This window comes from Aminobacter sp. SR38 (assembly GCF_014843375.1).
GTDB lineage: Bacteria > Pseudomonadota > Alphaproteobacteria > Rhizobiales > Rhizobiaceae > Aminobacter > Aminobacter ciceronei.
The window spans coordinates 586,864-613,725 of the sequence record NZ_CP062112.1; the positions used below are offsets into that span (position 1 = coordinate 586,864).

The 26,862-nt window shown below is 63.5% G+C and carries 30 protein-coding genes; 16 read left to right on the forward strand and 14 right to left on the reverse strand.

Translation table 11 applies throughout. The features are described 5' to 3' along the window. The first annotated feature begins 73 nt into the window (after positions 1 to 73). The 8 genes from IG197_RS02930 (at position 74) to IG197_RS02965 (ending at position 7,524) form a co-directional block, all read left to right on the forward strand. Entirely contained in the window at positions 74 to 1,489 is a 1,416-nt protein-coding gene (locus IG197_RS02930) for a PLP-dependent aminotransferase family protein (protein ID WP_192316835.1), read from the forward strand. A 131-nt stretch (positions 1,490 to 1,620) separates the two neighbouring features. Continuing rightward, a complete protein-coding gene (gene purL / locus IG197_RS02935; protein WP_192316837.1) occupies positions 1,621 to 3,846 on the forward strand; it encodes a phosphoribosylformylglycinamidine synthase subunit PurL in 2,226 nt (741 codons plus the stop codon). Positions 3,847 to 3,860: 14 nt separating this feature from the next. Then, positions 3,861 to 4,094, forward strand: a complete 234-nt coding sequence (locus tag IG197_RS02940; protein ID WP_067962623.1) for a BolA family protein — start codon at positions 3,861 to 3,863, stop codon at positions 4,092 to 4,094. A 40-nt stretch (positions 4,095 to 4,134) separates the two neighbouring features. Further along, on the forward strand, positions 4,135 to 4,590 hold the full coding sequence (locus IG197_RS02945) for a hypothetical protein (RefSeq protein WP_192316839.1): 456 nt from the start codon (positions 4,135 to 4,137) through the stop codon (positions 4,588 to 4,590). 44 nt (positions 4,591 to 4,634) lie between these two features. Further along, complete coding sequence (locus IG197_RS02950) at positions 4,635 to 5,363, forward strand: class I SAM-dependent methyltransferase (protein ID WP_192316841.1); 729 nt, start codon at positions 4,635 to 4,637, stop codon at positions 5,361 to 5,363. Between the two features lie 77 nt (positions 5,364 to 5,440). Further along, positions 5,441 to 5,665 (forward strand): hypothetical protein, encoded by a 225-nt coding sequence (locus tag IG197_RS02955; RefSeq protein ID WP_067962630.1) that lies wholly within the window; start codon positions 5,441 to 5,443, stop codon positions 5,663 to 5,665. Between the two features lie 164 nt (positions 5,666 to 5,829). After that, positions 5,830 to 6,165, forward strand: coding sequence for a Grx4 family monothiol glutaredoxin (gene grxD, locus IG197_RS02960; RefSeq protein WP_067962632.1), 336 nt, complete (start codon positions 5,830 to 5,832; stop codon positions 6,163 to 6,165). Between the two features lie 93 nt (positions 6,166 to 6,258). Next, positions 6,259 to 7,524, forward strand: coding sequence for a multidrug effflux MFS transporter (locus tag IG197_RS02965; RefSeq protein ID WP_371746504.1), 1,266 nt, complete (start codon positions 6,259 to 6,261; stop codon positions 7,522 to 7,524). 88 nt (positions 7,525 to 7,612) lie between these two features. On the opposite strand, the gene ttcA is transcribed toward IG197_RS02965, so the two are convergent. The 4 genes from ttcA to IG197_RS02985 form a co-directional block, all read right to left on the reverse strand. Beyond that, positions 7,613 to 8,461: a tRNA 2-thiocytidine(32) synthetase TtcA gene (ttcA, locus tag IG197_RS02970; RefSeq protein WP_192316843.1), complete on the reverse strand. Its 849-nt coding sequence runs from the start codon at positions 8,459 to 8,461 to the stop codon at positions 7,613 to 7,615. Positions 8,462 to 8,675: 214 nt separating this feature from the next. Beyond that, complete coding sequence (rpsD, locus tag IG197_RS02975; RefSeq protein ID WP_067962637.1) at positions 8,676 to 9,293, reverse strand: 30S ribosomal protein S4; 618 nt, start codon at positions 9,291 to 9,293, stop codon at positions 8,676 to 8,678. A 222-nt stretch (positions 9,294 to 9,515) separates the two neighbouring features. After that, positions 9,516 to 10,223 (reverse strand): 2OG-Fe(II) oxygenase, encoded by a 708-nt coding sequence (locus IG197_RS02980; protein WP_192316845.1) that lies wholly within the window; start codon positions 10,221 to 10,223, stop codon positions 9,516 to 9,518. 79 nt (positions 10,224 to 10,302) lie between these two features. Beyond that, complete coding sequence (locus IG197_RS02985; RefSeq protein WP_192316847.1) at positions 10,303 to 10,713, reverse strand: helix-turn-helix domain-containing protein; 411 nt, start codon at positions 10,711 to 10,713, stop codon at positions 10,303 to 10,305. A gap of 147 nt (positions 10,714 to 10,860) precedes the next feature. On the opposite strand from IG197_RS02985, the gene IG197_RS02990 reads away from it, so the two are divergent. Continuing rightward, positions 10,861 to 11,496, forward strand: coding sequence for an NAD(P)-dependent oxidoreductase (locus tag IG197_RS02990; RefSeq protein WP_154385523.1), 636 nt, complete (start codon positions 10,861 to 10,863; stop codon positions 11,494 to 11,496). A gap of 41 nt (positions 11,497 to 11,537) precedes the next feature. Here the strand turns inward: IG197_RS02990 and IG197_RS02995 are convergent, their stop codons facing one another. From IG197_RS02995 to IG197_RS03005, 3 genes are all read right to left on the reverse strand, one after another. Continuing rightward, a complete protein-coding gene (locus IG197_RS02995) occupies positions 11,538 to 11,726 on the reverse strand; it encodes a DUF3008 family protein (protein WP_067962645.1) in 189 nt (62 codons plus the stop codon). 78 nt (positions 11,727 to 11,804) lie between these two features. Continuing rightward, complete coding sequence (gene murI / locus IG197_RS03000; protein ID WP_067962648.1) at positions 11,805 to 12,599, reverse strand: glutamate racemase; 795 nt, start codon at positions 12,597 to 12,599, stop codon at positions 11,805 to 11,807. Then, the gene (locus IG197_RS03005) at positions 12,592 to 13,452 is read right to left on the reverse strand and encodes an RNA methyltransferase (protein WP_246765293.1); all 861 of its coding nucleotides are present in this window, start codon (positions 13,450 to 13,452) and stop codon (positions 12,592 to 12,594) included. Before IG197_RS03005 ends, murI begins: the two co-directional genes overlap by 8 nt. Before the next feature lie 99 nt (positions 13,453 to 13,551). On the opposite strand from IG197_RS03005, the gene IG197_RS03010 reads away from it, so the two are divergent. The 3 genes from IG197_RS03010 (at position 13,552) to IG197_RS03020 (ending at position 16,096) form a co-directional block, all read left to right on the forward strand. Then, complete coding sequence (locus tag IG197_RS03010; RefSeq protein ID WP_192316850.1) at positions 13,552 to 13,896, forward strand: TfoX/Sxy family protein; 345 nt, start codon at positions 13,552 to 13,554, stop codon at positions 13,894 to 13,896. 179 nt (positions 13,897 to 14,075) lie between these two features. Then, positions 14,076 to 15,287 carry an NADP-dependent isocitrate dehydrogenase gene (locus tag IG197_RS03015; protein WP_192316852.1) on the forward strand — a complete coding sequence of 404 codons (1,212 nt, stop codon included), beginning with the start codon at positions 14,076 to 14,078 and terminating at the stop codon, positions 15,285 to 15,287. Positions 15,288 to 15,328: 41 nt separating this feature from the next. Then, complete coding sequence (locus tag IG197_RS03020; protein ID WP_192316854.1) at positions 15,329 to 16,096, forward strand: hypothetical protein; 768 nt, start codon at positions 15,329 to 15,331, stop codon at positions 16,094 to 16,096. 29 nt (positions 16,097 to 16,125) lie between these two features. Here the strand turns inward: IG197_RS03020 and IG197_RS03025 are convergent, their stop codons facing one another. Beyond that, positions 16,126 to 16,974, reverse strand: coding sequence for a GyrI-like domain-containing protein (locus IG197_RS03025; protein ID WP_192316856.1), 849 nt, complete (start codon positions 16,972 to 16,974; stop codon positions 16,126 to 16,128). Positions 16,975 to 17,166: 192 nt separating this feature from the next. On the opposite strand from IG197_RS03025, the gene IG197_RS03030 reads away from it, so the two are divergent. Beyond that, positions 17,167 to 17,565 carry a VOC family protein gene (locus tag IG197_RS03030; RefSeq protein ID WP_067962669.1) on the forward strand — a complete coding sequence of 133 codons (399 nt, stop codon included), beginning with the start codon at positions 17,167 to 17,169 and terminating at the stop codon, positions 17,563 to 17,565. 93 nt (positions 17,566 to 17,658) lie between these two features. Here IG197_RS03030 and alaS read toward each other — a convergent pair whose 3' ends face one another. After that, complete coding sequence (gene alaS, locus IG197_RS03035; RefSeq protein ID WP_192316858.1) at positions 17,659 to 20,319, reverse strand: alanine--tRNA ligase; 2,661 nt, start codon at positions 20,317 to 20,319, stop codon at positions 17,659 to 17,661. 248 nt (positions 20,320 to 20,567) lie between these two features. After that, positions 20,568 to 21,656, reverse strand: a complete 1,089-nt coding sequence (gene recA / locus IG197_RS03040) for a recombinase RecA (RefSeq protein ID WP_067962672.1) — start codon at positions 21,654 to 21,656, stop codon at positions 20,568 to 20,570. 276 nt (positions 21,657 to 21,932) lie between these two features. Between recA and IG197_RS03045 the strand changes: the two genes are divergently transcribed. The 3 genes from IG197_RS03045 to IG197_RS03055 all read left to right on the forward strand — a co-directional run bounded on the left by IG197_RS03045 (position 21,933) and on the right by IG197_RS03055 (position 24,332). Continuing rightward, a complete protein-coding gene (locus IG197_RS03045; RefSeq protein WP_192316860.1) occupies positions 21,933 to 22,871 on the forward strand; it encodes a carbohydrate kinase family protein in 939 nt (312 codons plus the stop codon). Positions 22,872 to 22,891: 20 nt separating this feature from the next. Further along, on the forward strand, positions 22,892 to 23,818 hold the full coding sequence (locus tag IG197_RS03050; protein ID WP_154385608.1) for a pseudouridine-5'-phosphate glycosidase: 927 nt from the start codon (positions 22,892 to 22,894) through the stop codon (positions 23,816 to 23,818). A 214-nt stretch (positions 23,819 to 24,032) separates the two neighbouring features. Further along, positions 24,033 to 24,332 carry a hypothetical protein gene (locus IG197_RS03055; protein WP_192316862.1) on the forward strand — a complete coding sequence of 100 codons (300 nt, stop codon included), beginning with the start codon at positions 24,033 to 24,035 and terminating at the stop codon, positions 24,330 to 24,332. Positions 24,333 to 24,334: 2 nt separating this feature from the next. Here IG197_RS03055 and IG197_RS03060 read toward each other — a convergent pair whose 3' ends face one another. The 4 genes from IG197_RS03060 to IG197_RS03075 all read right to left on the reverse strand — a co-directional run bounded on the left by IG197_RS03060 (position 24,335) and on the right by IG197_RS03075 (position 26,798). Next, a complete protein-coding gene (locus tag IG197_RS03060; protein ID WP_154385529.1) occupies positions 24,335 to 24,649 on the reverse strand; it encodes a TfoX/Sxy family protein in 315 nt (104 codons plus the stop codon). A 21-nt stretch (positions 24,650 to 24,670) separates the two neighbouring features. After that, entirely contained in the window at positions 24,671 to 25,051 is a 381-nt protein-coding gene (gene sufA / locus IG197_RS03065) for a Fe-S cluster assembly scaffold SufA (RefSeq protein WP_067962685.1), read from the reverse strand. A gap of 101 nt (positions 25,052 to 25,152) precedes the next feature. Continuing rightward, complete coding sequence (locus IG197_RS03070) at positions 25,153 to 25,551, reverse strand: SUF system Fe-S cluster assembly protein (RefSeq protein ID WP_192319547.1); 399 nt, start codon at positions 25,549 to 25,551, stop codon at positions 25,153 to 25,155. Between the two features lie 5 nt (positions 25,552 to 25,556). Continuing rightward, positions 25,557 to 26,798 (reverse strand): cysteine desulfurase, encoded by a 1,242-nt coding sequence (locus IG197_RS03075; RefSeq protein WP_192316864.1) that lies wholly within the window; start codon positions 26,796 to 26,798, stop codon positions 25,557 to 25,559. Positions 26,799 to 26,862: the final 64 nt, after the last annotated feature.

The window sequence follows — 26,862 nt, forward strand, 5'->3', positions numbered from 1 at the left end:
CGCATTGTGTCTATTGGTAACGATTGATCCTATGAATTGACTCACGGACGATAGCAATTTAGGAATTGTCACCATGACAATTTGGCTTCCAGACCTTACATCAGGCTCCGGCCCGCTCTATCTCAGGTTGGCCGAGCGTATCGAGAACGATATCGACAACGGCATACTCGCCTCCGGTGCCAAGCTGCCGCCGCAGCGTGACCTGGCCTACGACATCGGCGTGACTATCGGCACGGTCGGTCGCGCCTATGCGCTGCTGCGCGAACGCGGACTGGTGAGCGGCGAGGTCGGCCGCGGCACCTTTGTGTTGGAACGCAACGGCATCCAGCCATCCATCATCGAGCCGGTTCCCCTGCCCCATGAAGGATCGCGGTCAGTGGAGGCGCCAGCGGGCAAACTGCATTTCGACAGCACGGCTGCGCCCAATGTCGGGCAGAACAGTGCAATCGAGACAATCACCTCGGCGATCTGCCGCGATTATCCCGACGACGTTGCGAGTTACGCCCGGAACTTCCCCGAGCACTGGTTCAGGGCCGGCAGCGCCTGGCTGTCGCGCAACGGCTTTGCCCCCTCGCCCGACACGATTGTGCCGACGCTTGGCGCGCATGCGGCGATCGTTTCGATCATCGCAGCGGTGACGCAACCCGGCGATTTCATCGTGTTCGAGCACCTGACCTATACGCAGGTGGCGCGCAGCGCCGGACTGATCGGGCGGCGCATGGCGCTTGTCCGGTCAGACACCCATGGCATCGACCCCGCTGATTTCGAGGCCGTCTGCGCACAGAAGCATCCGAAGGTCGCCTTCCTGATGCCGACAGTGCAGAACCCGACCGGCGCGACCATGCCGGCCGAGCGTCGCGCCGCGATCGCCGACGTCGCGCGCAGGTACAATGTGCTGCTGATCGAGGACGATCTGTATGGCGCCCTGACCGATGATCGCACGCCGCTGCTGGCGGAATTCGCGCCCGAGCGGGTCTTCGTGGTCGGCGGCCTGTCGAAATCGGTCGCCGCCGGCGTACGCGGGGGCTGGCTGTCCTGCCCGGCGCATTTCCGGCACAGCATCCGCGTCGCCCACAAGATGGTCACCGGCGGCATGCCGTACCTTCTGGCGGAACTGTGCGCGCAACTGGTGCTATCAGGCGAAGCTGCGGCCATTCGCGCCCGCTCGATCGCCGAGATCAATGCGCGTCTCGACATCGTGCGCAAGACGCTCGCCGGCTGCGACTTCAACATCGCCTCCAACATCCCCTTCGTCTGGCTGGCCCTGCCGGAGCCATGGAATTCCGGGACGTTCAAGAATGCCGCCTATGGCCAGGGCGTGCTGGTCGACGACGAGGACGAGTTCAAGGCCGGCCGCTCCGACCAGGTTTTCCACCGCGTCCGGATCGGCATTTCGGCACCGCGCACGCGCAGCGAGGTCGAAGGCGGGCTGATCAAGCTGCGCCGCCTGCTCGACGAGGGTGACGCCGGCTACGACAGCTTCGGCTGAAACCCAGAGATCTCGGGCGGATGGCCGTTTCCGCGCCAGAAAGGGTGACTTTCTGGCCATTGGCAGTATATCCCGGCGCAATCATGCGCTATGGAGCCACCAACGCTCCCCAACGGATTCTGCGATCTACGATGACCATTCAGAATGACGTGAAGATCACCGGCGAACTCATCGCCGCGCACGGGCTCAAGCCGGACGAATACCAGCGCATCCTCGACCTTGTCGGGCGCGAGCCGAGCTTTACCGAACTCGGCATCTTCTCGGCGATGTGGAACGAGCACTGCTCCTACAAGTCGTCGAAGAAGTGGCTGCGCACGCTGCCGACCAAGGGTGACGTCGTCATCCAGGGCCCCGGCGAAAACGCCGGCGTCGTCGACATCGGCGACGGCGACTGCGTGGTCTTCAAGATGGAGAGCCACAACCACCCCTCCTACATCGAGCCCTATCAGGGGGCTGCGACCGGTGTCGGCGGCATCCTGCGTGACGTCTTCACCATGGGCGCCCGCCCGGTTGCCTCGATGAACGCCCTGCGCTTCGGTGCGCCCGACCACCCCAAGACCCGCCACCTGGTTTCGGGCGTGGTTGCCGGCGTCGGCGGTTATGGCAACGCCTTCGGCGTGCCGACCGTCGGCGGCGAAGTGAATTTCGACGCGCGCTACAACGGCAACATCCTGGTCAACGCGTTCGCCGCGGGCCTCGCCAAGACCGACGGCATATTCCTGTCGCAGGCCAAGGGCGTCGGCCTGCCGGTCGTCTATCTCGGCGCCAAGACCGGGCGTGACGGCGTCGGTGGTGCGACCATGGCCTCGGCCGAGTTTGACGACAAGATCGACGAGAAGCGCCCGACCGTGCAGGTCGGCGATCCATTCACCGAAAAATGCCTGCTCGAGGCCTGCCTCGAGCTGATGGCTTCAGGCGCCGTTATCGCCATCCAGGACATGGGTGCCGCCGGCCTGACCTGCTCGGCCGTCGAGATGGGCGCCAAGGGTGACCTCGGCATCGAGCTCGACCTCGACAAGGTTCCGGTGCGCGAAGAGCGCATGAGCGCCTACGAGATGATGCTGTCGGAAAGCCAGGAGCGCATGCTCATGGTGCTGCGTCCCGAGAAGGAGAAGGAAGCCGAGGCGATCTTCGTCAAGTGGGGCCTCGATTTCGCCATCGTCGGCAAGACCACTGACGATTTGCGTTTCCGCGTCATCCACCAGGGCGTCGAAGTCGCCAATTTGCCGATCAAGGAGCTCGGTGACGAGGCGCCCGAATATGATCGCCCGTGGGTCGAGCCGGCCAAGCGCGCGCCGCTGGCTGACGACGACATACCACAAGCCGATGTCGCTGACGCACTGCTCAAGATGCTCGGCGGTCCAGATCTTTCGTCGCGCCGCTGGGTCTACGAGCAGTATGACACGATGATCCAGGGCAACACGCTGCAGCGCCCCGGCGGCGACGCCGGCGTCGTCCGTGTCGAGGGCCACGCCACCAAGGCACTGGCGTTTTCGTCCGACGTGACGCCGCGCTATTGCGAGGCCGATCCCTATGAAGGCGGCAAGCAGGCGGTCGCCGAATGCTGGCGCAACCTGACCGCGACCGGTGCTATGCCGCTCGCCGCCACCGACAACCTCAATTTCGGCAATCCCGAGCGCCCTGAGATCATGGGCCAGTTCGTGCGCGCAGTGACCGGCATCGGCGATGCCTGCCGCGCGCTCGGCTTCCCGATCGTCTCCGGCAATGTCTCGCTCTACAACGAGACCAACGGCCAGGGCATCCTGCCCACACCGACCATCGGCGGCGTCGGCCTGATCGACGACTGGTCGAAGATGGCCAAGGCCTGCTTCGCTCGGGAAGGCGAAGTGATCCTGCTGGTCGGCGGCCCGGCCCAATGGGGCAGCCACCTGGCACAGTCGATCTACATGCGCGACCTGCACGGCCGCACCGACGGCCCGCCGCCGACGGTCGACCTCGAACATGAGAAGAAGGTCGGCGACTTCGTGCGAAAGCTGATCCGCGGCGGCATGGCCACTGCCGTGCACGACCTGTCGTGTGGCGGCCTTGCCGTGGCTCTTGCCGAAATGGCGATGGTCTCCGGCATCGGGGCGACTGTTCCGGGCCTCAGCGGCACCAACCCCATCCCGGTGTTCTTCGGCGAGGACCAGGGTCGTTACCTGGTCACCGTCAAGCTTGACCCGCAGTCGTCCGAGATGCAGGAATTGTGGAACGAAGCCAAGGCGCTCGGTATCCACGCGCCGTGGATCGGAACGACCGGCGGCAAGGAACTGAAGCTGGGCGAGGCACGGGCGGTGAGCGTCGACGAGTTGACCTCGGCTCACGAATCCTGGTTCCCTCGCTTCATGGACAACTGAGCGGGAACGACGACATGGCAATGGACGCACACGACATCGAGCGGATGATCAAGGACGGCATTCCGGATGCCCGGGTGACCATCCGTGATCTCGCCGGCGATGGCGACCACTACGCCGCCGAGGTCGTCTCTGAAAGCTTCCGCGGCAAGACCCGCGTGCAGCAGCACCAGATGGTCTACGACGCGCTGAAGGGCAACATGGGCGGCGTGCTGCACGCACTCGCCCTACAGACCAGCATTCCGGAATAGCCTGATGTCAGGCGCGGCTTCTCAGGGACTGCCCCGGAGAATGTCGCGCCTGCTGGCGCTCGCTGCCTGCGCAGTTATCGCCCCGACCGGGGCCGGCAGGACTCAATCTTCAACCGACTATCAAGCTATTGCCGCGGCGCGGCAGTTTTTCGCCAAGTTCGACCGCGGCGACTTCGCCGGCGCCTACCTGCACTTTGCCAAGCGCAGCCAGGCGGTCATCGGCTACGATTCCTGGCTTGCTTCATCAGCGACGACCGATCCTGTCCAGCAAAGACGTTTCACCAGGACTGTCACCTACGAGCAGCCTGAAGGTCGTCTTGTCGCCGTCGAGTTCGACGGAGAATCGGCTGCGGGCGACAAGGAGTGTGGTTATGTCGTTGTCGATCGTCTGGGCTTGGTCGTCCATGTCGACAGCACCAGAATTCCGGCGGCAGTCCTGAACGGTGTCTCCCGGGAAGAGCTGCTGAAACTCTCTTCATTGCCTGGGTGCGGCTGAGAGGCTGTGTCTCGATCAGGCTGCCCCTTGCACAGGCAAGTTACATGTCTGAAAACGAACCGATCGCGCGCCGCGCCTACGCCACCTTTGCCGACCGCTACGACGCGGCAGCTCCCACCAAGCCCCACAATGCACTCTATGAGCGGCCGGCGTCGCTGGCCCTGCTCGGCGATGTCGCCGGGCTCGACGTGGTCGATGCCGGCTGCGGCTCCGGCATCTGCTCGGAAAAGCTGGCGCGCGGCGGCGCCCGGGTCCGCGGCTTCGACATCACGCCCGAAATGCTGGAACTGGCGCGCAAGCGCTGCGCCGGTCTCGACGTCGCGTTCCACCAAGGCGATCTGGCCAGGCCCCTGGATTGGCTGGCGAGCGGCAGCACCGACGCGATCCTGTGTTCGCTGGCGCTCGACTATGTCGAAGACCTCAAGCCTGTCTTCGCCGAGTTTCATCGCATTACGCGCAGCGGAGGCCGGCTGGTGTTCTCGATGGGCCACCCGATGCGTGACTGGGCCGATCCGCGCGCACGCGGCGGCGCCGACTATTTCGCGACAAACCGCTGGGGCCTGCATTGGGGCGGCTTTGGCGAGCCCAGGCCTTACGTCGAATCCTACCGTCGCCCGCTGCAGGACATTTTGAACGGCCTGAGCGATGCCGGCTGGCGTCTCGACCGTTTTGTCGAACCGCTGCCGGTGGCCGAGATGGCCGCCGTCGACCCCGAACACTTTGCCGAGCTCAGCCATTCGCCTGGGTTCATCTGCGTGCGGGCGATCAAGTAGGCCAGAAGGCCGAGGCCCTCGACATCGATCGCCCGATCTTTTATCCGGGACATTCCACAGAACAGGGGCGCGCGCTGATGTCATTGATCAACGACCTGGTCCAAGGCGTCGTCGACGGCGTGCTGAAGGACATTCTGAAGAAGCCGTCGAGCACCTCGAAGCGCGCCCGCCGCCGCAAGCGGACGACATCGACGAGTTCGGCCACGCTGCGCCAGATCGAGAAGCTTTTGAGGCCAGCCAAGAAGCAGACCAGTCGCAAGCGCACGGTCCGCTCGCGCTCGAAGGCACGCCGCAGCAGCTGACTGACGCCGCAACGCAGGTGCTGCAAGGCAAAAAGGTCACATTTCCGGATTTCGGGTCGACCCGACGCTTGGAATGCTCGACTGTTGCAACCACATAGTGGCAGATGCTAGCAGTCTAACGAACATTGCCGGTCCGCCGGCCAGATCTGAGGTTTAGGTGCGCCATGAGCGGAATCAACGAATACATCGATAGCGAAGTGAAGAGCCAGGATGTCGTGGTTTTCATGAAGGGCACGCCCGGCTTCCCGCAGTGCGGCTTTTCCGGCCAGGTCGTCCAGATCCTCGACTACCTCGGGGTCGACTACAAGGGCGTCAACGTCCTGACCTCGAACGAGCTTCGCCAGGGCATCAAGGACTATTCCAACTGGCCGACCATCCCCCAGCTCTACGTCAAGGGTGAGTTCGTCGGCGGTTGCGACATCATCCGCGAGATGTTCCAGGCCGGCGAACTGCAGTCGTTCCTGGAAGAGAAGGGTGTGAGCGTCAAGGGCGCCGCCTGACCTAAGAATTACCGGCTCCGGCCTGTTCCGGGGTCCCGTTTGTGGCAAATGCGCCGGCTTGCCCGGCGCATTTCCGTTTGAATTGGATTCCGAATGGAACAGAAAGTCGCTCCCAGCGTCCGTCAGGACGCATTCCCGATTCCGCGTTGGGAATTCATCGCGCTGGCCGCCGCATTGATGGCCGTCAACGCGCTTGCCGTCGACATCATGCTGCCGGCGCTGCAGCAGATCGGTGCTGCCCTCAACGTCGAGAGCGAGAACCACCGGCAATATGTGATTACCGCCTATTTCGCCGGCCTCGCACTGGCGCTGCTGGCCTATGGCCCGATCTCCGACCAGTTCGGCCGGCGCAAGCCGCTGCTGTTCGGCCTCGGCATCTATGTGCTTGCGGCCTTCGCGGCGGCATTCGCGCCAAGCTTCGAAACGCTGCTTTTGCTGCGCTTCGTCCAGGGCATAGGTGCTGCGTCGACGCGCGTCATTGCGGTGTCGGTGGTGCGCGATCGCTTCGGCGGGCGGCAGATGGCCGAGATCATGTCGCTGATCTTCATGGTGTTCATGGTCGTGCCGGTGGTGGCGCCCGCCATGGGGCAGATCGTCATGCTGTTTTCGGAATGGCACATGATTTTCATCGTCATGGCGGTGTCGGCGCTGGCGATCACGCTGTGGGCGGCGATCCGCCTGCCTGAGACGATGCATCCCGAGGACCGGCGGCCGCTGTCGGTGATGTCGATCGCCCGGGGCTTCCGCACCGTGCTCACCACGCGCATGTCGCTGTGGTACACGCTGGCCTCGATGACCATCTTCGGCGCACTGTTCGGCTTCATCAACTCGGCGCAGCAGGTCTATGTCGGCCTCTACGGACTCGGCGTGTGGTTCCCGGCAGTGTTTGCGGCCATTGCCGGCATGATGTCGGTGTCGTCGTTTCTCAACTCGCGTCTCGTCGTCAAATTCGGCATGCGCAAGCTGTCGCACGGCGCCCTGATCGGCTTCCTGCTGGTGAGTGCGATCTGGCTCGTCTGGTCGCTGACCGGGCCGGTGCCGTTTCCAGCCTTCATCGTGCTGTTTGCTCTGGCGATGTTCCAGTTCGGCTGGATCGGCTCCAACTTCAACTCGATCTCGATGGAGCCGCTCGGCCATATCGCCGGCACGGCATCCTCGGTGCAGGGTTTCATGCAGACCCTGGGCGGTGGCATGATCGGTGCGGCCATTGGCCAATCCTTCGATGGCACGACGGTGCCGCTGGCGATCGGTTTCTGCAGCGTCGCCTCGATTGGCCTGGTGATGGTGCTGATTGCCGAGAAGGGCAAGCTGTTCCGCGGCCAGCACGATCCGAAGCCGACAGTTGCCGAGGTCCACTGACAGCGTCGACGACGTACAGCCCCTGAAACAGAAACAGCCCGAAAACCTCAAGGTTTTCGGGCTGTTCGTTTTGGTGACCCTGTCGACCTCAGCCAGCCATCAGGCTGGTGAAATCGAACAGCTTGCGATCGAGCAGATGCGACGGACGGGTGTTGGACAGCGCCCGCAGCATGGTGTCCTTGCGGCCCGGCATGCGCTTTTCGATATCGTCCAGCATCGCCTTCATGGCGTTGCGCTGCAGGCCTTCCTGGCTGCCGCAGAGGTCGCAGGGGATGATCGGAAACTTCATGCCCTCGGCGAATTTGGCCATGTCGGCCTCGGCACAGAAGGCCAGAGGCCTCAGAACCATGACGTCGCCCTCGTCATTGAGCAGCTTGGGCGGCATGGCGGCGAGGCGTCCGCCATGGAACAGATTCATGAAGAAGGTCTCGAGAATGTCCTCGCGATGGTGGCCGAGCACCAGCGAGGAACAGCCCTCCTCACGCGCGATGCGGTAGAGGTGCCCTCGCCTGAGCCGCGAGCACAGTGAACAATAGGTGCTGCCCTCCGGCAGTTTCTCGGTAACGACCGAATAGGTGTCGCGATATTCTATGCGATGGGCGATGCCATTGGCATTGAGATAATCGGGCAGCACGTTCTTGGGGAAGTTCGGCTGGCCCTGGTCGAGATTGCAGGCGAGCAGATCGACCGGCAGCAGGCCGCGCCATTTGAGATCCATCAGGACCGCGAGCAGGCCATAGGAATCCTTGCCGCCCGACAGCGCCACCAGCCAGCGCTCGCCTGACCTGGCCATGGCATAGTCTTCGATCGCCTGGCGCGTCTGGCGCAGCAGTCGCTTGCGCAGCTTGTTGAACTCGACCGAGGACGGGGCATCGCGATAGAGCGGGAATGCCCCCTCCGCAGGCTCGGTCAGCGCGTCCTGTTCGTGAATGCCCATCGGTCTGGTCCTTCAATCCACGGCGCGCAGATACGGGACAGCGCTGCCGCCAGCGGTATTCCGCAAATTCAGGCGGCGCGCAAGACATGCGCCCCAAACGAAAAGAGCGGCCGTTGCCGGCCGCCCTTTGAAATTCGATGCTATCCCGGCGCATCGCCAAGATGCGCCCAAGACAGCGAGATTGAACGCGGCGCGAAGCACCGCGCTCTGGGGATTAGCGCGAATAGAATTCGACGACGAGGTTCGGTTCCATCTGCACTGCGTACGGAACGTCCGACAGGCCGGGAACGCGAGCGAAGGTCGCGACCATCTTGTTGTGATCGACTTCGATGTAGTCAGGAACGTCACGCTCGGCGAGACCAACCGACTCGAGAACGATGACCAGCTGCTTCGACTTCTCGCGGACTTCGATCACGTCGCCAGCCTTGCAGCGGTAGGACGAGATGTTGGTGCGCTTGCCGTTGACGTTGACGTGGCCGTGGTTGACGAACTGACGGGCAGCGAAAATGGTCGGCACGAACTTGGCGCGGTAGACGACCGCATCCAGACGCGACTCGAGCAGGCCGATCAGGTTCTCGGAGGTGTCGCCCTTGCGGCGGTTTGCCTCTTCATAGGTCTTGCGGAACTGCTTTTCCGAAACGTCGCCGTAGTGACCCTTCAGCTTCTGCTTGGCACGCAGCTGCAGACCGAAGTCCGAGAGCTTGCCCTTGCGGCGCTGGCCGTGCTGGCCGGGGCCGTATTCACGCTTGTTGACCGGGGACTTCGGACGGCCCCAGATGTTCTCGCCAAGACGGCGATCGATTTTGTACTTAGCGGATTCGCGCTTGCTCATCGCATTTCCCTTCAAAACGTTGCACCCGGAACTTCATGTTCCAGGCGAGGAAAACGCGCCCTCCTCTGGCCCCCGTTTTCGGAGCCTGACAGGATCTTCCACGCACGCATTGCGGAAAAGGTCCACGGGACACGTCAAATGAAACACCGGGCGTTTCGGCCCGGCGTTGGTGGCTAACTAGGCGAAACCGGCTGCAATGTCAACGCTTCCAAGGCAGCCGGCTCACTTCGCATCATGGAAGATGATGCCGAGCGTGAAGCGCTCGCCAGAGCGGATGCGGCTGACGCCGTGGCGCATCTTTACCCGATAGTCGCCGCGCGAACCAGTCTTGGGCCGGTCGTTGACCGCAAACAGCGCGCCATGACCGATGCCGAGCGGAACCACCTCGGCGCGCGACTGCATGCGCGGACGCTGCTCGGTCATGACGAATTCGCCGCCTGCGAATTCGGATTGCGGGTCGGAGAGCAGAATCACCAGCTGGACCGGAAACAGGTGCTCGCCATAGACGTCCTGGTGCAGGCAGTTGTAGTCGCCGGCACCGTATTTCAGGAGAAGCGGTGTCGGCCTTGTCTGGCCGTCGGCGTGGCATTCGGCAAGGAAAGCGTCGAGTTCGCAGGGATAACGCCTTGCGAGCCCCATGCGCTCGTTCCAGCCATTGGCGAAGGGCGCAAGGTGCTCATAGAAGCCGTGGCGCAGGCCCGAGATCACTTCAGGAAGCGGGTTGGCGAAGTATTTGTACTCCCCCGCCCCAAAACCATGACGCTGCATGACGATGCGGCTGCGGAATTGCGCGTCGCGGTCATAGAGCGCGCGCAAGGCCTGGCAGGTCTCGTTGTCGAGCAGCGGACCGGTCGGCGCGACACCAAACTCGTCGAGCTCAGCCAGGATTCGCGGCCAGTCCAGGCCGGCAACGGTGATGTCTGCATTCATGGCGGCGCTCCATAGCTATTGGAGGCCGACGCTATGCCCTCGGGGCTGGCGCCGCATTCCGATTCCTGCGCGGCAACGGTCAGGCACCGAGATCGAACGCCTCCCGCGCCTGGCGCATGTTGTCACGATTGCTTGCGGCCCAGCCGCCGAGCGACGCGATCGGCACGGCAAGCGACTGGCCGAGCTCGGTCAGCCCGTATTCGACCTCCGGCGGGGTTGTCGGCCGCACCGTCCGGGTGACCAGCCCGTCACGCTCCAGCGAACGCAGGGTGACCGTCAGCATGCGCTGCGAGATGCCTTCGATCGCGCGCTTGAGCGCGTTGAAGCGCACCGGCTGCTCCTGGAGATTGATGATGACGAGGATGCTCCAGGTGTCCCCGACACGGTCGAGTACCTCGCGGATCGGGCATGTGCTGCGGCCGTCGGTTTCGAAGCCGGGGGTGGTGTGAAGCAGCGGCACCGCGGTTGCGGGTTTTGTCGGGGCGTTCATGTGGTTCCTCTGACGTAACCTGGGCACGAAATCATGCGTTCTTTTCGCCCTCTTCGGTTCGATCTAAATAGTTATCGTTGGTAACCTGATTACAAATCATACCTGCATTCGCCTGAAATGGCAAAGCAGGCGAACAAGGAGAAGATCATGAAACTCGCTCTCATCGGCGCATCCGGCTTCGTCGGCAACGCGGTGCTCAAGGAAGCCGCTTCGCGTGACCACGAGGTCACAGCCATCGTGCGCACCCCGTCCAAGGTCGCCGCCCTCGACGGCGTCACCGCTGTCAAAGCCGACGTCAACGACATCGACGCGCTGAAGGCCGCGATCTCGGGCAGCGACGTCGTCGTCTCCGCCTTCAATGGCGGCTGGGGCGATCCGGAGATCTATGCCAAGCATCTCGCCGGCTCGAAGGCGATCGTCGCAGCCGCAAAGGCCGCCGGCAAGCGCGTCATCGTCGTCGGTGGCGCTGGCAGCCTCGAAATCGACGGCAAACAGCTGGTCGACGGCCCGCACTTTCCCGAAGCCTACAAGGACGGTGCACGCGCCGCGCGCGACGCCCTTGCGGCCCTGCGCGGCGAGACCGGTCTGGAATGGTCGTTCCTGTCGCCGGCAATCATGATGGCCCCGGGCGCACGCACCGCAAAATTCCGCACAGGTGGCGACCAGCCGGTGTTCGATGCCAATGGCGAAAGCCACATCTCGGTGGAAGACCTGGCCGTCGCCATCGTCAACGAGGCCGAAACGCCTGAGCATACGGGCAAGCGCTTCACCGTCGGCTACTGATCGGCTCGCCGAGGCTCAGTGCCACAAGGGTTTGCCGGACCTCAGTGCTTTGTCCTGTGCTCCGGCAAACCCTTGTGGCTGGTCTCGGCGAACTCCTCGAGTTCCTTTTCGGTCATCGATTCGTACATTTCCTTCGATGCGCCGACGAGTTCGCTCTTCTTGATCTCGCCGCGCTTGGCGGCGAGGGCTGCTCCAGCGGCTTTCTGCTGGGCTTTGGACACGGCTGGCATGGCGTTTCTCCTTACCTCTGGGCCTTAGGACCTCTGGGCCTTTGGACCTCTCGGCTTTGGGAAACGCCTGCCGGACCGTCATGTTCCTTCGACTGTCAGTCCAAAGCCCTGCATCAGCCGGCGCGTGGCAAAATCGGTGCGCTTCGAGGTGAAGACGGCGATGTCGCGGCCGGCGTCGTCGCGCCACTCGCGCGAACCGTCGAGCAAGGACAGCGCGCGGCGCGCGATCGCCTCAGCCGGATCGATCCAGTCGACCGGCCAGGGCGCTGTCTTGCGCATGCGGTTGACCAGGAAAGGATAATGCGTGCAGGCAAGCACGACGATGTCGGTGCGGCGGCCGTCCTGCTCGACGAAGCACGGGGCGATTTCCTCGGCTACCGCCTGTTCATCGACGAAACCCTCGCGCATGTAGGTCTCGGCCAAGGCTGCCAGCCTGTGGCTGCCGACGAGGCGGACATGGCACTTCGACGCCCATTGGGTAATGAGGTCGCGCGTGTACTGGCGTTTCACCGTGCCCGGCGTGGCCAGCACCGAAACGAGGCCCGAACAGGTGCGCTCGGCCGCCGGCTTGATGGCCGGCACGGTGCCGACGAATGGGTGGTCGGGAAAACGCTCGCGGATCGCCTCGATGACAAGCGTCGAGGCGGTATTGCAGGGAATGACCGACAGCTCGGGCTTGAAGCGCTCGAGCAATTCGTCGAACAGGCCAAGGATGCGCTGCTTGAGCGCCGGCTCCTCCCAGTTGCCATAAGGAAATGCCGCATCATCGGCGACATAGACAAAGCGGCGGTCGGGCATCAGCACACGCGCCTCGCGCAGCACGGTCAGCCCGCCAATGCCGGAATCGAACATCAGGATCGGGCGGTCAGTCATTGTCGAGCCCTCTGCCGCCGACCGGCGGCGTGTCGTCCTCGTCGCTTCCGGCGCCACCCGAATGGGCGGCGAGGTCAACCTTGGCCTTGCGTTCGGGATAACCCTTGCCGCGCGGCTCCTTGGGCGAGAAATAGTCGAGCGAGGCAACGACGCCGCGCAGCACCTTGAGCTCGGGGGAGAAGAAGCCGGCCCGGGTCAGCACCGAGCGCAGATTGTCGACCATCTTCGGCTTCTTGGTCGCCGGGCGGAAATAGCCGCGCGCCTCGAGGGCGGATTCGAGGTGATTGAACAGGCCGTGCAACTCGTCCTTGGTCGCCGGCTTCATTTCCGGGCCAGAGAAATTGGTCTGGGTCTCGTCTTCCAGACCTGATTTCATCCACTCATAGGACATCAACAGCACCGCCTGGGCGATGTTGAGCGAGGCAAATCTGGGATCGACCGGGAAGGTGACGATCTCGTCGGCTAGGCTCACTTCCTCGTTGTAGAGACCGAAACGCTCGCGCCCGAACAAAATGCCGGTGCGAAGACCTGACGCGGCGCGGCCGCGCAGCATGCGGCCGGCCTCGACGGGACCGCGCACTTCCTTGAAGCCGTCACGCTCGCGCGCGGTGGTGGCGAAGACGAAGTTGAGGTCGGCAACCGCCGATGCGAGGTCGGGGAAGACCACGACGGCGTCGATGACGTGATCGGCGTTGCTGGCAGCGGAGCGCGCCTTCTCGTTCGGCCAGCCGTCGCGTGGATTGACCAGGCGCAGTTCGCCGAGGCCGAAATTGGCCATGGCGCGCGCCACCATGCCGATGTTCTCGCCGAGCTGCGGCTCGACGAGGATGATCACGGGGGCCGCTGTTGGCATGGGGTTTTCTGACATTGTTGCGATTGAACCGAGAATTGCGCCTTTTGCGCGTCCCTGACATATTCGCGCGCGAAAATGAAGTTCCGGTAAGGGCGAGCCATGGCGGACGATCTCGCGGAACAGATCCGGGCCTTTGTCGGCGACGATCCCAATGTCGGCGAAATCCGTATGTTCGGCGGCACCTGCTTCACGCTCAACGGCAACATGATGGTCGGCACCCTGAAGGACGGCGTCATGCTGGTGCGCGTCGGTGAGGAACAGGAGCCCGCGGCTCTCGCCTTGCCGGGCGCCAGGCGAATGGACTTCACCGGCCGCGAGATGAAAGGCTTCATCATGGTGGCGCCTGATAAGCTGGACGACCGGGCGATCGAGAGCTGGATCGCCATGGCGTCCCGCTTCGTCGGGCCGATGCCGCCGAAGACGGGCTCAGCCAGGCAAAAATGACCTGCGGCACCAGCGACGGCCAACGTCGCAGCCAGGCATTTCATACAATGTCAGCAAACAGGCCGAAGGTCGCAATCGCAATCATTTGCGCCGTCCGATTCGCTTTGGTATAGGGGCCGCACTCCCAATCGTGAACCCTCCGGGACCGGCTGGTTCCAGGCAAAAAGAGGCAATTTCCTATGGCGAAGATCAAGGTGGCCAAGCCCGTCGTCGAACTCGACGGCGACGAGATGACCCGCATCATCTGGCAGTTCATCAAGGACAAGCTGATCCACCCCTATCTCGACATCGACCTCGAATATTACGACCTCGGCATCGAACACCGCGACGCCACCAACGACCAGGTGACCATCGACGCTGCCAACGCCATCAACAAGCACGGCGTCGGCGTGAAGTGCGCCACCATCACCCCTGACGAGCAGCGCGTCGAGGAGTTCAAGCTCAAGAAGATGTGGAAGTCGCCCAACGGCACGATCCGCAACATCCTCGGCGGCACGATCTTCCGCGAGCCGATCATCATGAAGAACGTGCCGCGCCTGGTTCCGGGCTGGACCAAGCCGATCATCGTCGGCCGTCATGCCTTCGGCGACCAGTACAAGGCAACCGACTTCAAGTTCCCGGGCAAGGGCAAGCTGTCGATCAAGTTCGTCGGCGACGACGGCCAGGTGATCGAGCACGACGTGTTCGACGCCCCGGGCGCCGGCGTGGCGATGGCCATGTACAACCTCGACGAGTCGATCCGCGAATTCGCCCGCGCCTCGCTGAACTACGGCCTGCTGCGCAACTATCCGGTCTATCTGTCGACCAAGAACACCATTCTCAAGGCCTATGACGGCCGCTTCAAGGACATCTTCCAGGAGGTCTACGAGAAGGAATTCGAGACCGAGTTCAAGGCGCGCAAGCTCTGGTACGAACACCGCCTCATCGACGACATGGTGGCTTCGAGCCTGAAGTGGTCGGGCGGTTATGTCTGGGCGTGCAAGAACTATGACGGCGACGTGCAATCCGACACCGTGGCCCAGGGCTTTGGCTCGCTCGGCCTGATGACTTCGGTGCTGATGACCCCGGATGGCAAGACGGTGGAAGCTGAAGCTGCCCACGGCACCGTCACCCGCCACTACCGTCAGCACCAGAAGGGCGAGGAAACCTCGACCAACTCGATCGCCTCGATCTTCGCCTGGACCCGTGGCCTCGCCCACCGCGCCAAGCTCGACGACAACGCCGATCTGAAGCGTTTCTCCGAGACGCTGGAACGCGTCTGCATCCAGACGGTTGAAAGCGGCTTCATGACCAAAGACCTGTCGCTGCTGATTGGCCCCGACCAGCCCTGGCTGTCGACCACCGGTTTCCTCGACAAGATCGACGAGAACCTGCAGAAGGCGATGGGCTGATCTGCAACACGACAAGGCCGAACCCAGTGCATGCCGTTCATGTGACGTTTGCGACCGCGAACTATTCACAGGCCAGCAAATTGCTAGCAAAGACGGCATGCCGGTTCGGCCTTGATACCGTTGTCTACACACCGGACCATCCGGTGCTGCGCGATTTGGCGCAACGTTACCCGGCCATAATGAGCGCACGACGCGGTGCGGGCTATTGGCTCTGGAAGCCATTTGTCATCATGGATGTACTGAACAGCGTGCCGGATGGCACGCTGGTTCTCTACACCGACATCGCCATGACATTCATCGCCGACCCCGCGCCGCTCATCGCGCTGGCTGAAAAACACCCTGTTTGTCTCTTCCAGATGGGCAGCGCGATGCTGCAGTCGACATGGACAAAGCGCGATTGCTTTGTCGAGCTGAACGCCGACACCGATGAGTTCTGGTCGCTGCCGCAACTCGTAGGCGGCATTCAGCTTTACCGGGCTGGGCCGGAAGCAAGGCAGTTTGTGTCACGCCTTTCCGAAGCCATGACAAGCGAGGCATGTCTCACTGATGCCCCGAACATACACGGGCTTCCGAACCTGCCTGGCTTCGTCGACCATCGACATGACCAGTCGGTGCTGACGATCCTTGCGAAGAGACGCAACGCAGCGCTGTTTCCCGATCCGTCGCAGTTTGGTCCATGGCAGAACGAGCCAGGCGAACAGCCATTCGGCGAGACAGTCTTTCTCCATCGCCGGCGGAACCAGCCGCTCCACAAGTGGGTGATCCGGCGGCTTCGCCGTCAATATACCGGTGGCCGCGAGTTTATCTGACGACCGCCGGATTTCCCTGCGCCCCCAACTCAGGCCAACGGCAGGTGGATGTCGGTCAGGAGCTCTGATGGCGCCACGTCGCGCGGGTTGTTGAGGTATTCCTCGAACATCAGCGCGTCGCGCAGTTGGCGACCCGATTTCGGCAACCATTCGGCATAGAGCCATTTGTAGGCCATGTGCATCTCGGCATACGGCCCCTTGTGGCGCAGCACGGCGTATTCGCCGCCCTGGATGGCGCGGCGCTCGAGCGGTGCGGCGGCAGGTGCTGACGCATCGGCGCTGACGCAGGCGACCGAGCGCAGTCTGTCCTCCGCAACGAGATCGGGATCGTCGAGATAGATACCGATCATGCGCATGTCGGGCCGCGCCTGGCCGCGGGCGTAGAGCGTGCCGAACAGCTGCTCGAAGGCCTTGCCGATCTGCATGTAGGAGCCCTGATGGGGAACGCCGACGAGGCTGGTGTCGGATACGGTACGGATCTGAACGTCGAACATGTGGGAAGCCTTTCCTCTGTGGGTTTCAAAGAGCTTGTGGCTTCCCTCCCTCCGGTAGCGCGCCGGCGGCATGCCGTAGACGGCCTTGAAGATGCGGTTGAACGACTGGACGTTGGGATAGCCGGACCGTTTCGCAATCTCCAGGACAGTCAGATCCGTTCCCACGATGTCGCCGGCGGCGCGGTGCAGCCTGAGGCGCTTGACCGTGGCGGCAGCCGTTTCACCGTAGATGGCGCGGTAGATCCTGTGCCAGTGGTAGCTCGACATGCAGGCGATGTCGGCCAGGCAGTCCATATCCAGCTCCTCGTCGAGATGCGCGTGGATGTGAGCCGAAACCCTTCTCAGGCGGGTTTCATAGACTGCCCATGCCGTTTCACCGTTCATGCCAACCCCTTGCAAATCGATCGGCCGGACAGAAACATAGCCTGATTTGACAAATCCTGCTGAGTTCAAACCGGAGGTCCCGCACGCCTGCCGCATGACGATCCACGCCCCCCAAACCAGTGGGATAGCGGATGAGGACTGGAAGCGATACAGCTTGAGATTGCAGGCAAACAGCGTTCAGGGGCCAAGCCGATGCTGCATCACGTCGAAATCTATGTGTCGAACCTGGAGAGATCGCATGCCTTCTGGGCGTCTCTTCTCGCGCAGATCGGCTATGAGGAAACCGGGCGCTGGAACGATGGCTTCACGCTCGCCCACGGCAACCATGCCTATCTGACCTTCGTGCAGGTGGCCGAGAAACACGCCCATCGCCCCTATCACCGGTCCGGCGTTGGCCTCAATCATCTGGCCTTTCGCGTGGAAGACAGGACGACCGTCGACAGGCTCAGGCAGGTCTGCCGGGACAACGGCATTCCCTGCCTCTATGACGAGCGTTATCCCTTCGCCAATGGCGGCAGCGACTATTACGCACTGTTCATCGAGGACCCCGACCGGATCAAGGTCGAATTTGTCGCTGCTTTTGAAGACTGATCCGCCGGCCAGCGACCTGGACGTCGAGACGGCCAAATGAAAAGGGCGGGTGCCGAAGCTCCCGCCCTGTCGATTCCCAAGCCTGATCCAGGATCAGCCGGCCATTGCCTGGGCGACAGCCTCGACAGCCTCGTCGGCCTTGGTGGCGTCGGGGCCGCCGGCCTGAGCCATGTCGGGGCGGCCGCCGCCACCCTTGCCGCCGAGGGCCGCAGATGCCACGCGAACCAGGTCGACGGCACTGAGGCGGTCGACGAGATCGGCCGTGACAGCCACGACAGCGCTGGCCTTGCCATCTTCCGACACGCCGATCAGCGTCACCACGCCCGAACCGAGGCCGGCCTTGCTTTCGTCGGCCAAGCCCTTGAGGTCCTTGGGGTCGACGCCTGACACAACTTTGCCGAGATACTTCACGCCAGATATCTCGCGCACCGCATCGGCGGAACCGCCCTGCCCGCCACCCATGGCGAGCCGCTTGCGCGCTTCGGTCAGCTCGCGTTCAAGCTTCTTGCGTTCATCGACCAGGGCTTCGACACGCGTCAGCACGTCGGCTGGCGACACCTTCAGTGCTGCTGCAACCGTCTTCAGGCGGCGGTCCTGCTCGTCGAGGTGACGGCGCGCCGCCTCGCCGGTCAGCGCCTCGATGCGACGCACGCCGGCAGCGACGGCGCTGTCGGAAATGATGCGTACCAGGCCGATGTCGCCGGTGGAGCGGACATGGGTGCCGCCGCACAGCTCGACCGAATAGGGACGGTTGGCCTTGGCACCATGCAGGCCGGTGCCCATCGAGACGACCCGAACCTCGTCGCCATATTTTTCGCCGAACAGCGCCATCGCGCCCTCGGCAATGGCATCGTCGACGCTCATCAGGCGCGTGGTGACGGGGCTGTTCTGGACCACGATCTCGTTCGACATGCGCTCGACTTCCTCGAGCTCCTCGGCCGAGATCGGCTTGTTGTGCGAGATGTCGAAGCGCAGGCGCTCAGGCGCAACCAGCGAGCCCTTCTGCGCGACATGGGTGCCGAGCACCTCGCGCAGCGCCTCGTGGATCAAGTGGGTTGCCGAGTGGTTCGACCGCAAACGCGTCCGCCTGTTGTGGTCGACCTTGAGCTCGACGGCAGCGCCCGTCTTGAGCTTGCCCTTGGTGACCTTGCCGTAATGAACGAACAGGCCGTCGGCCTTCTTCTGGGTGTCGGTCACCTCGACGGCGAAGCCTTCGCCTGAAATGGTGCCGGTGTCGCCCATCTGGCCGCCCGACTCGCCGTAGAACGGCGTCTGGTTGACGACGATGGCGACGATGTCGCCCTCGTTCACGGCATCGACAACGGCGCCGTCCTTGAGCAGCGACAGGATCACGCCTTCGGCCTGCTCGGTCTCATAGCCGAGGAATTCGGTGGCGCCGGTCTTTTCGCGGACGGAGAACCAGACGACCTCGGTCGCAGCCTCGCCGGAGCCCGCCCAGTTGGCGCGCGCCTCGGCCTTCTGCCGCTCCATCGCATCGGTGAAGCCGGCGAGATCCACCGAAATGCTGCGCTGGCGCAATGCGTCCTGCGTCAGGTCGAGCGGGAAGCCGTAGGTGTCGTAAAGCTTGAAGGCGGTTTCGCCGTCGAGCATGTCGCCCGAGCCCAGCGTCTCGGTGGCATCTGCCAGCAGGCCCAGGCCGCGGGCGAGCGTCTTGCGGAAGCGGGTCTCTTCGAGCTTGAGCGTCTCGGTGATGAGTGCTTCGCCACGGACGAGCTCGGGATAGGCCTGCCCCATCTCGCGGATGAGTGCGGGCACCAGTTTCCACATCATCGGCTCCTGCGCGCCGAGAAGCTGCGCATGACGCATGGCGCGGCGCATGATGCGGCGCAGCACATAGCCACGGCCCTCATTCGAGGGCAGCACGCCATCGGCGACGAGGAAGCAGGACGAACGCAGGTGATCGGCCATAACGCGGTAGGAGGCGACATTGCTATCATCCGGGCCACGGCCGATCGCCGAGGACGCGGCATCGATCAAGGTGCGGAACAGGTCTGTCTCGAACACGGTCTCGACGCCCTGCAGGATCGAGGCCATGCGCTCGAGGCCCATGCCGGTGTCGATGGACGGGCGCGGCAGCGAGATGCGCTCTTCCTTCGTCACCTGCTCATATTGCATGAAGACGAGGTTCCAGAATTCGAGGAAGCGGTCGCCATCCTCCTCGGGGCTGCCGGGAGGGCCGCCCCAGATGTGCTCGCCGCGGTCGATGAAGATTTCCGAGCACGGGCCGCACGGGCCGGTATCGCCCATCGCCCAGAAATTGTCCGAGGTGGCGATGCGAATGATGCGGTCGTCGGTGAAGCCGGCGATCTTCTTCCAGTGGTCGGCCGCCTCGTCGTCGGTGTGATAGACGGTGACGAGCAGCTTGTCCTTCTTGAGCCCGTACTCCTTGGTGATCAGGTTCCAGGCAAGCTCGATCGCCTGCTCCTTGAAATAGTCGCCAAAGGAGAAGTTGCCGAGCATCTCGAAGAAGGTGAGATGGCGCGCGGTGTAGCCGACATTGTCGAGGTCGTTGTGCTTGCCGCCGGCGCGCACGCTCTTCTGCGCGGTTGCGGCGCGCGAATAGGAGCGCGTCTCGAGCCCGGTGAAGACATTCTTGAACTGCACCATGCCGGCATTGGTGAACATCAAGGTCGGGTCATTGCGCGGGACGAGCGGACTGGAGGCTACGACCTCGTGTCCGTTCTTCTTGAAGTAGTCGAGAAATGTCGACCTGATCTCGTTCACGCCACTCATATTGCCGCCTTTGATCGCCGCCCTGAACAGATGCACCCCGCCCTTTGCAGGCGGAAATTGGAACTGGCCTTTTAGCCGCCCACCTTAACCCTGTCCAGAAACACCGGACCGGCAATAGCCCGCAATTCCGCCGCCCGATCAGCGAAGCCGTCTTCACAAACGCAAACCGCCGGCACAATGGCCGGCGGTCGCTCAAATCGTCTGTCTTGGGTCTGGTCCAGCGTTCGCCGGACCGGCCCCGAATGCGCCTACATCGCGCCAGCTTCGTCGCCGTCGTCTTCCTCGCGCGAGCCGTTCTCGAGGAACTTCTCGGCGATCAGACCGGCATTCTGCCTGAGCAGCTGTTCGATCTCACGCGCCGCGTCGGGATTGTTGCGCAGGAACAGCTTGGCGTTCTCGCGTCCCTGGCCGAGCCGCTGCGAATTGTAGGAGAACCAGGCGCCCGACTTCTCGACCACGCCGGCCTTGACGCCGAGATCGACGAGCTCGCCGGTCTTGGACACGCCTTCGCCATACATGATGTCGAACTCGACCTGCTTGAAGGGCGGGGCCAGCTTGTTCTTGACCACCTTGACGCGGGTCTGGTTGCCGACGACCTCGTCGCGGTCCTTGACCGAGCCGATGCGGCGGATGTCGAGGCGGACCGAAGCATAGAACTTGAGCGCATTGCCGCCGGTGGTGGTCTCCGGCGAGCCATACATGACGCCGATCTTCATGCGGATCTGGTTGATGAAGATGACCATGGTGTTGGAGCGCGAGATCGAGGCCGTCAGCTTGCGCAGCGCCTGGCTCATCAGGCGGGCCTGCAGGCCGGGCAGCGACTCGCCCATCTCGCCCTCGATTTCGGCGCGCGGCGTCAGCGCTGCAACCGAGTCGACGACCAGCACGTCGATGGCGCCGGAACGCACCAGCGTATCGCAGATCTCCAGCGCCTGCTCGCCCGTGTCGGGCTGCGAGATCAGCAGGTTCTCGAGATCGACGCCGAGCTTGCGGGCATAGACCGGGTCGAGTGCGTGTTCGGCGTCGACGAAGGCGCAGATGCCGCCCTTCTTCTGGGCTTCGGCCACGGTGTGCAAAGCGAGCGTCGTCTTGCCCGAGCTTTCCGGCCCGTAGATTTCAATGATGCGTCCGCGCGGCAGGCCGCCGACGCCAAGAGCTATGTCGAGGCCGAGCGAGCCGGTGGAGACCGTTCCGATCTCGACAACCTGCTCATTGGCGCCCAGGCGCATGATCGAGCCCTTGCCGAAGGCGCGTTCGATCTGCGACAGCGCCGCGTCCAGAGCCTTGGATTTGTCCACCGAATTATCCTCTACAAGCCGCAATGAATTCTGAGCCATGATACATCACCCCGTGGTCGTCAATGAAGGCCGGCAGATCCGGTGCCGATATAATTTTGTATCTGTTTTGTTCTCATTTGGCAAGAGCAGTCAACATACTGATATTTATGGCTAATCACACGCGTGTTCTTTTTTTGTTTTAGAACTGCACGTGATGCGATGTCGCATATGGCGCGAAACGCCGCCGTGAAAATGCGCCCGCGCCGCGATTCGGTTGCCGCCCGCCTCGCCAGACACTAAGTTCCACGCCCGAAACCTCTGCCGGACACCTGCATCATGACGTCACCCAAGATCCTCGCCATCGGAGGCGCCCATGTCGACCGGCGCGGCCGCATGACGGCACCGTTCGTGGCGGGCGCCTCGATCCCCGGCTCGATGAGCGAGGAGGTTGGCGGCGGCGCTTTCAATGCGTTGCGGGGTGCTGTGCGTCGCGGGGCGACCGGCGCCTTGATGTCGGTGCGCGGCGGCGACGCGGCGGGCGACGCCGTAGCGTCGGAGATCGCCGCCAACGGCATCGAGGACCTGTCGGCCATCTTCCTCGACCGGGCGACGCCGAGCTACACCGCCCTGCTCGACCGCGACGGCGACGTGGTCGCGGCACTGGCAGACATGAGCCTCTACGAACTTGCCTTCGCCAAGCAGCTCAGGCGCGCCAAGACGCGTGAGGCGATCGCCGGCACGGATGCCGTGCTGTGCGACGCCAACCTGCCCGAAGCAGCGCTGGCCAAGCTCGGCGAGATTGCCGACAAGCCGCTGTTTGCCATTGCGATTTCGCCCGCCAAGGCGGTGCGCCTGGCGCCGATCCTCGGCAAGCTCTCCTGCCTCTACATGAACCGGCGCGAGGCGGCGGTGCTGGCTGATGTCGCTGCCGATTCCACGCCCGACGCCTTCGCCCGCGGCCTGCGCGCCACGGGGCTCATGCGCGGCGTCGTCACGGCAGGCGGCAGCTCGGTCTTTGCCTATGACGCCGCCGGCCTGATCGAGATCACACCGCCTGCCCCACGCTGGATCGTCGACGTGACCGGCGCCGGCGACGCGCTGGCGGGGGCAACGACGGTGGCGCTGCTGCGCGGCCTGCAGTTGGAGCGGGCGCTGCGCGAGGGCATTGCTGCTGCCGTGCTGGCCATAGAAAGTGCCTCGGCGGTGCCCGATCTCGCCCAGGCAGACTTTGACGCGGCGCTGGCCCTTGTGCCGCAAGCCCGGGAAATGGCATGACGCGGACCAAGGAGACCAACATGACGCCTGAAACCGCCCGCCCCTTCATCGACATCCACGCGCCCGTCGCCGCAGCTCTTGCCGCCGGCAAGCCGGTTGTCGCGCTCGAAAGCACCATCATCACCCACGGCATGCCCTATCCCGACAATTCGGCTATGGCGGCCAATGTCGAGAAGATCATCTCGGACGAAGGTGCGGTGCCCGCAACGATCGCCGTCATCGGCGGCCGCATCAAGATCGGCCTGTCGGACGGCGAGCGCGAATCGCTGGCCATGACCGGCGGCGCAATGAAGCTGTCGCGCGCCGACATCGCCTATGCGGTTGCCGAAGGCCGCACCGGCGGCACGACCGTGGCGGCGACGATGATCGCGGCCCATCTCGCCGGCATCAAGGTGTTCGCGACCGGCGGCATCGGCGGCGTGCACAAGGGCGCCGAGAAGAGCTTTGACATCTCGGCCGACCTCGACGAGCTGGCGCGCACGCCTGTCATCGTGGTCTCGGCCGGCGCCAAGGCGATCCTCGACATCGAAAAGACGTTGGAAGTGCTGGAGACGCGTGGCGTGCCTGTTGTCGCCTACGGCTCCGACATCGTGCCGGCCTTCTGGTCGCGCAAGTCGCCCTATGCGGCACCGCTGCGCCTCGACACAGCTGACAAGATCGCCCGCCTGCATGCGACGCGCGCAGCACTCGGCCTCGACGGCGGCCTTTTGGTCGCCAACCCGGTGCCGGAGAGCGACGAGATCCCGACTGAAACGATGGCCAGCTACATCGAAGCGGCCCAGAAGGCGGCCGAGGCGCAAAACATCTCGGGCAAGGCGGTGACGCCGTTCCTGCTGGCCAAGATTCTCGAACTGACCAACGGCGCCAGCTTGAAGACCAACATCGCCCTGGTCGAGAACAATGCGCGGCTGGCGGCCAAGGTGGCGATCGCGCTGGCCAAGGCGTGAACCGCATTCACGTCAATATTAGAGCTTCATAATATACATTCCGAACAAGCAGGCTTAAGCTGCGGCGCGGCCAGCCTGCCGTCCGGGATTGCCCGGCGGCATCATCGGGGTTTGCGTGATGTCCGACAGTGGCGGGCGTTGCCGACTTCTCAGCATGCAGGCATTCGCGCGCTGCTGCGCTGCCGTAGCGTCTGCGTTGCTGGCATTGTCTGTCATGACCACCCCGGCTTTGGCGCATCGGGCGGCTTCAGGCTGGAACTATCCGCCGGCCTGCTGCCATGGCGACATTGAACATGGCGAGTGCCAGGCCATTCCCGAGAAGTCAGTCAAGGAGAATGGCGGCGGCTGGTCGATCGTGCTGGAGCCCGGCGATCACCGCAAGGTGACGCACCACAACCGCTATTTCGTACCCTATGGCTCGGAAATCCTCTCGGGCGACGGCAACTATCACATCTGCCTGCATCCGACTGAAGAGCACGAGAACTGCTTCTTCGTGCCGCCCGGCGAGATGTGAGGTTATTTCTTGCTGCGCAGTGCCGCCTCGAACGCCTTGCGCGCCCACACGGTCATTTCATCAGGATCGTCGACGGCGCTTTCGGGAATTGTCCAGTAGGGCATGTTGACCGGTCGCCCGCCGGCATCGGTCCAGCGCGTTGCTCCCGCCGCCTCGAAATCGGGCGCGCTCACCGCATCGGCCTTGAGCAGGATTTCGCCACGCACCTCGACGCCGACGATCAGGCCGTCGTGATAGATGCCCTTGCCGCCGAACATCTTGCGGATGGTGACATCGCCAAGGCCGGAGAAGGTCTCGCGGATGGCTTCGTCGCTCATTGGCTGATGCCCCGCTGAGGATCAGGCCTGCGCGCGCGCTTCGGCGAGCGCCTTGAGGTCGGCGGGCTTCAGCTCGACCGACTCACCGCAGCCGCAGGCCGAGCTCTGGTTCGGATTGTTGAAGGTGAAGCCGGTGCGCAGGGTGGTGACCTCGAAGTCCATCTGGGTGCCGAACAGGAACAATGCCGCTTCAGGAGCGACATAGACATGGGCGCCGTCGCGCTCGATGTGGTCGTCCTTGGGGTTCGGCTCGGTCACCAGGTCGACCGTATATTCCATGCCGGCGCAGCCGCCCTTCTTGATGCCGAGGCGGATGCCCTTGGCATTCTCACGGGTGGCCATGATCTCGCGCACGCGGTCGGCGGCCCGGTCGGTCATTGAGATGACGGCGAAGCGTCCCATTCCAGTCTCCATTCACCGCCGGGTTAAAGGCCCGGGGAATGTTTCATTACAGCGCTAAGATGGTGAAGATTGCATGTCGACGCAAGCACCACCGCCTATGCTCAATACCACCCAACCGCGACCTGGGCTTCTTCCGACATGCGGTCGGGCGTCCATGGCGGGTCGAAGGTCATGTTGACCTCGACGCCCGACACGCCTTCGACGGCGCCGACGGCATTCTGCACCCAGCCGGGCATCTCGCCTGCCACCGGGCAGCCCGGGGCGGTCAGCGTCATGTCGATCTTGACGGTGCGGTCGTCCTCGATGTCGATCTTGTAGACGAGGCCGAGTTCGTAGATGTCGGCAGGAATTTCGGGGTCATAGACCGTCTTCAGCGCCGAGACGATGTCGTCGGTCAGGCGCGCCAGCTCGTCGGCCGGGATGGCCGAGGCCGACATGACGCCGTTGCCGCCCGTTTCGGGCGCTGTCTCGTCGGTGGTCGCTGCGATAACGTCTTCCATGGTGCTCATCCGAAGAATTTCCGTGCTTTTTCAAGCGCCTCGGCCAGGACGTCGATCTCGGCCTTGGTGTTGTACATGCCAAAGGATGCCCTGCATGTGGAGGTGACGCCGAAGCGTTTCAACAGCGGCTGGGCGCAGTGGGTGCCGGCGCGCACGGCGACACCCTGGCGGTCGATGACCATCGACACGTCATGGGCGTGGATGCCCTGCAGCTCGAAGGAAACGATGGCGCCCTTGCCGGGCGCGTCGCCGAAGATGCGCAGCGAGTTGATCGAGCGCAGCCGCTCATGGGCGTAATCGCGCAGCATCGCCTCGTGTGCTGCGATGCGCTCGCGGCCGATGCCGTCGATGTAGTCGAGCGCGGCACCGAGGCCGATCGCCTGGACGATCGGCGGCGTGCCGGCCTCGAAGCGATGCGGCGGCTCGTTGTAGGTAACTATGTCCTCGGTCACTTCGACGATCATTTCGCCGCCGCCATGGAACGGGCGCATGCGCTCGAGCAGCTCGCGCTTGCCGTAGAGCACGCCAATGCCAGAGGGGCCGTAGAGCTTGTGGCCAGTCATGACGAAGAAGTCGCAGTCGAGATCCTGCACGTCGATCGGCATGTGGACGGCACTCTGGCTGCCGTCGACCAGAACCGGGATGCCGCGCGCATGCGCGATGCGGCAGATCTCCTTGATCGGCGTCACCGTGCCGAGCGCGTTCGACATATGGGTGATCGCAACCAGCTTGGTCCGGTCGGTCAGGCGCTTCTCGAATTCCTCGACATGGAACGCGCCGAGGTCGTCGACCGGCACCCAAACCAGCTTGGCGCCCTGGCGTTCCCTGATGAAATGCCAGGGCACGATGTTGGAGTGGTGCTCCATGATCGACAGAACGATCTCGTCGCCCTCACCGATATTGGGCATGCCGTAGCCATAGGCAACGGTGTTGATCGCCGAGGTGGCGTTGGAGGTGAAGACGATCTGATTGACATCAGGCGCGTTGAGGAAGCGGCGCACGCTCTCGCGCGCCTTCTCATAGGCATCGGTCGCGGCATTGGAGAGGAAATGCAGGCCGCGATGGACGTTGGCGTATTCGTTGGAATAGGCGTGGGTGATGGCGTCGATGACGACCTGCGGCTTCTGGGCCGAAGCACCATTGTCGAGATAGACGAGCGGCTTGCCATAGACTTCGCGCGACAGGATCGGGAAGTCCCGGCGGATCGCCTCTACGTCATAGGTGCTGGCTTCGACTTTGTTGTCCATCTTCATGCCCTTGCCGTCATCAGCTGTGCCGGACCTTCTCCCCTGGCAAGGGGAGAAGGATCAG

What these genes read in the sequence shown, in the direction of transcription:
- IG197_RS02995 (WP_067962645.1), bottom strand. Translation starts at nt 11,726, where the DNA reads ATGCCAGCCGTGTCCAAAGCCCAGCAGAAAGCCGCTGGAGCAGCCCTC.
- IG197_RS02940 (WP_067962623.1), top strand. Translation starts at nt 3,861, where the DNA reads ATGGCAATGGACGCACACGACATCGAGCGGATGATCAAGGACGGCATT.
- recA (WP_067962672.1), bottom strand. Translation starts at nt 21,656, where the DNA reads ATGGCTCAGAATTCATTGCGGCTTGTAGAGGATAATTCGGTGGACAAA.
- IG197_RS03055 (WP_192316862.1), top strand. Translation starts at nt 24,033, where the DNA reads ATGACCACCCCGGCTTTGGCGCATCGGGCGGCTTCAGGCTGGAACTAT.
- sufA (WP_067962685.1), bottom strand. Translation starts at nt 25,051, where the DNA reads ATGGGACGCTTCGCCGTCATCTCAATGACCGACCGGGCCGCCGACCGC.
- ttcA (WP_192316843.1), bottom strand. Translation starts at nt 8,461, where the DNA reads ATGGGCATTCACGAACAGGACGCGCTGACCGAGCCTGCGGAGGGGGCA.
- IG197_RS02945 (WP_192316839.1), top strand. Translation starts at nt 4,135, where the DNA reads ATGTCGCGCCTGCTGGCGCTCGCTGCCTGCGCAGTTATCGCCCCGACC.
- IG197_RS03045 (WP_192316860.1), top strand. Translation starts at nt 21,933, where the DNA reads ATGACGTCACCCAAGATCCTCGCCATCGGAGGCGCCCATGTCGACCGG.
- IG197_RS03005 (WP_246765293.1), bottom strand. Translation starts at nt 13,452, where the DNA reads ATGCCAACAGCGGCCCCCGTGATCATCCTCGTCGAGCCGCAGCTCGGC.
- rpsD (WP_067962637.1), bottom strand. Translation starts at nt 9,293, where the DNA reads ATGAGCAAGCGCGAATCCGCTAAGTACAAAATCGATCGCCGTCTTGGC.
- IG197_RS03075 (WP_192316864.1), bottom strand. Translation starts at nt 26,798, where the DNA reads ATGGACAACAAAGTCGAAGCCAGCACCTATGACGTAGAGGCGATCCGC.
- grxD (WP_067962632.1), top strand. Translation starts at nt 5,830, where the DNA reads ATGAGCGGAATCAACGAATACATCGATAGCGAAGTGAAGAGCCAGGAT.
- IG197_RS02930 (WP_192316835.1), top strand. Translation starts at nt 74, where the DNA reads ATGACAATTTGGCTTCCAGACCTTACATCAGGCTCCGGCCCGCTCTAT.
- IG197_RS03015 (WP_192316852.1), top strand. Translation starts at nt 14,076, where the DNA reads ATGGCGAAGATCAAGGTGGCCAAGCCCGTCGTCGAACTCGACGGCGAC.
- IG197_RS02955 (WP_067962630.1), top strand. Translation starts at nt 5,441, where the DNA reads ATGTCATTGATCAACGACCTGGTCCAAGGCGTCGTCGACGGCGTGCTG.
- IG197_RS02950 (WP_192316841.1), top strand. Translation starts at nt 4,635, where the DNA reads ATGTCTGAAAACGAACCGATCGCGCGCCGCGCCTACGCCACCTTTGCC.
- IG197_RS03025 (WP_192316856.1), bottom strand. Translation starts at nt 16,974, where the DNA reads ATGAACGGTGAAACGGCATGGGCAGTCTATGAAACCCGCCTGAGAAGG.
- IG197_RS03030 (WP_067962669.1), top strand. Translation starts at nt 17,167, where the DNA reads ATGCTGCATCACGTCGAAATCTATGTGTCGAACCTGGAGAGATCGCAT.
- IG197_RS03060 (WP_154385529.1), bottom strand. Translation starts at nt 24,649, where the DNA reads ATGAGCGACGAAGCCATCCGCGAGACCTTCTCCGGCCTTGGCGATGTC.
- IG197_RS02985 (WP_192316847.1), bottom strand. Translation starts at nt 10,713, where the DNA reads ATGAACGCCCCGACAAAACCCGCAACCGCGGTGCCGCTGCTTCACACC.
- IG197_RS02990 (WP_154385523.1), top strand. Translation starts at nt 10,861, where the DNA reads ATGAAACTCGCTCTCATCGGCGCATCCGGCTTCGTCGGCAACGCGGTG.
- IG197_RS03010 (WP_192316850.1), top strand. Translation starts at nt 13,552, where the DNA reads ATGGCGGACGATCTCGCGGAACAGATCCGGGCCTTTGTCGGCGACGAT.
- IG197_RS02965 (WP_371746504.1), top strand. Translation starts at nt 6,259, where the DNA reads ATGGAACAGAAAGTCGCTCCCAGCGTCCGTCAGGACGCATTCCCGATT.
- IG197_RS03050 (WP_154385608.1), top strand. Translation starts at nt 22,892, where the DNA reads ATGACGCCTGAAACCGCCCGCCCCTTCATCGACATCCACGCGCCCGTC.
- IG197_RS02980 (WP_192316845.1), bottom strand. Translation starts at nt 10,223, where the DNA reads ATGAATGCAGACATCACCGTTGCCGGCCTGGACTGGCCGCGAATCCTG.
- murI (WP_067962648.1), bottom strand. Translation starts at nt 12,599, where the DNA reads ATGACTGACCGCCCGATCCTGATGTTCGATTCCGGCATTGGCGGGCTG.
- purL (WP_192316837.1), top strand. Translation starts at nt 1,621, where the DNA reads ATGACCATTCAGAATGACGTGAAGATCACCGGCGAACTCATCGCCGCG.
- IG197_RS03070 (WP_192319547.1), bottom strand. Translation starts at nt 25,551, where the DNA reads ATGGAAGACGTTATCGCAGCGACCACCGACGAGACAGCGCCCGAAACG.
- alaS (WP_192316858.1), bottom strand. Translation starts at nt 20,319, where the DNA reads ATGAGTGGCGTGAACGAGATCAGGTCGACATTTCTCGACTACTTCAAG.